Consider the following 1917-nt stretch of genomic DNA (forward strand, 5'->3'; position numbering starts at 1 on the left):
GGTAGACTTTGCAACGCTTTCAACAGCAAATCGCCCCCCTTGCGCTTCTCGGCTAAGTTTGTGGCTGCAAACATCAGAACTGTTTTGCCCGTGGGAATGTTGAGTACAGATTTGCACTGTTGGGATTCGAGGGGCTGATAGACTTCGGTATTAATACCATTTGGAATATGGTGAATCTCAAACCGGTTGAGCATACTTTGCTTAGCTTGCTCACAAAGCCAGCGACTGGGAGTAACAATTGTTAAGTTTGAGTGACTATAAGCCCAGTTTTTTAGCTTCCACTCTATATGAGTATTATCTTTTGGAATAGCTGGGTAAATATTTAGATCAGGACATTTTCCACAACCACGTTTCCAGCGATCGCAGTCATAGCTATAGGCACAATGTCCAGTAAAGCTCCACATATCATGGAAGGTAAACACAGCAGGTTTACGTTTAGTTAATGAAGGGATTGCTAAATAATTAAAGTATCCACGACTGCCACCATGAAGCACATGAAAATTGAGTACATCGGCGTTTTTATAAAAGCTGTGCTTAGGAATCGTAAAGGTGCCCAGTTTATTAATATAGTAAAGTCCTAGTTGTTGGGTAATCGGGGCAGTTAGTTTATCTAGAATGGCTAAACGGGCAGCATAATCTACACGATCACTAATCGTTTTGGGTCTCCAGACTAACAATCGTGAGTCTGCGCCTTGACCGAGCAAACCTTGATGGAGTCGGTAGCCTGCGATCGCGGCTCCCCCAGAAAGATCAGATTGATTGATATGTAGGACTTTCATGGTGCTCGCTAATGATTCCAGGTACTTCAACGTTGTTGATTGCTGCTCTTAACTCCTGCTCGTGTTCCAACCTACCAGCTGCATAATTTTCATAGAAAAGCTTGGAAGTAATCTGCTCCCCAAAGCCAACAATACTGGGAACATTAAACAGTAGCTTTAGGGAGACACAAGCTGTGCTGACGGCAAACACCCTGGGTTGATTATTTGGGTTTGAATCTAGGGGGAGAAAAGCTTCTGCAAAAAATACCTCAAACGGTAGAAAAAACAGGTCTGGTTCTGATAATATTATTATTTTATCAAACAAGTCAGATAGGGCATCCTCCAACTTCTGGAGTTTAACATTGTCATCTCTAGGATGGGGTTTTATCACCAGTACTGTGTTTGGCTCTATACCTTCAGCGATCAGGAATTCACGGTAAGCAGCAATTTCATTATCCTGAGACATTCTACGAGCCTCAGAGAAATTTGAAGTGAGTAGGATTGAAACGGGAGATTCAGCAATTTTATTGCGAAACTGGAGAACGTATTCTGGGTTTACCAAACCCCTGAGCTTTTGAAACGTTTCGAGAAGCCACACTTTATTTAAGGTGACAGTTTTCATGGGAGGGGATTCCCCAAACGCTTCAGGTAATACAAAATAACCGATATCAAATTTTGGTCTAATTTTTAGGTAAGTGATTAGTCGTAAACTCGTCTTGATTTTACGAACTAATGCTTTTTGTTTTTTTTGTATGTAGCGAATTAAATTAAATTTAGGTTCTGGCTTATCTGCAAATAACGCCTTTGATTTTACCGAAAAGTAAAAGCCAATACTATCACCGTAACAAATTGTTAGGGCAGATTTGTAAGTATTAATCAGTAGCTTATTTCCAAACATCCAATTACGGCACAGGTAAATTTCATCAGCCCTATTAGTGCCAACCATTTCATGGACTATCCGGAAAATTTTTGATGGGCTGGAATAGTCTAATCGACTCTCAATATCACTGAGTTTATCAGGGGTGATGTAAAAAATTTTATGCCACTCCCCCACTAACTCTGCTATCCTTTTGATAAAGGCGGCAAATTCATCAATTTGCCCAGGGGGAGAATAAAGATGATAAATAACAAGGTAATCTTGGTATTTAATAGTAAGGTC

The 1917-nt window shown here is 40.4% G+C and carries 2 protein-coding genes; both read right to left on the reverse strand.

Annotated elements, in window-relative coordinates:
- Positions 1–779: glycosyltransferase (locus F6K49_RS44640; protein WP_293108409.1), on the reverse strand; the 779-nt coding region annotated here is incomplete at its 3' end.
- Positions 751–1917, reverse strand: a 1167-nt coding sequence (locus F6K49_RS44645; RefSeq protein ID WP_293108412.1) for a polysialyltransferase family glycosyltransferase, incomplete at its 5' end; no start/stop codon positions are given. The genes F6K49_RS44645 and F6K49_RS44640, both read right to left, overlap by 29 nt.

Source organism: Moorena sp. SIO3I6 (assembly GCF_010672095.1).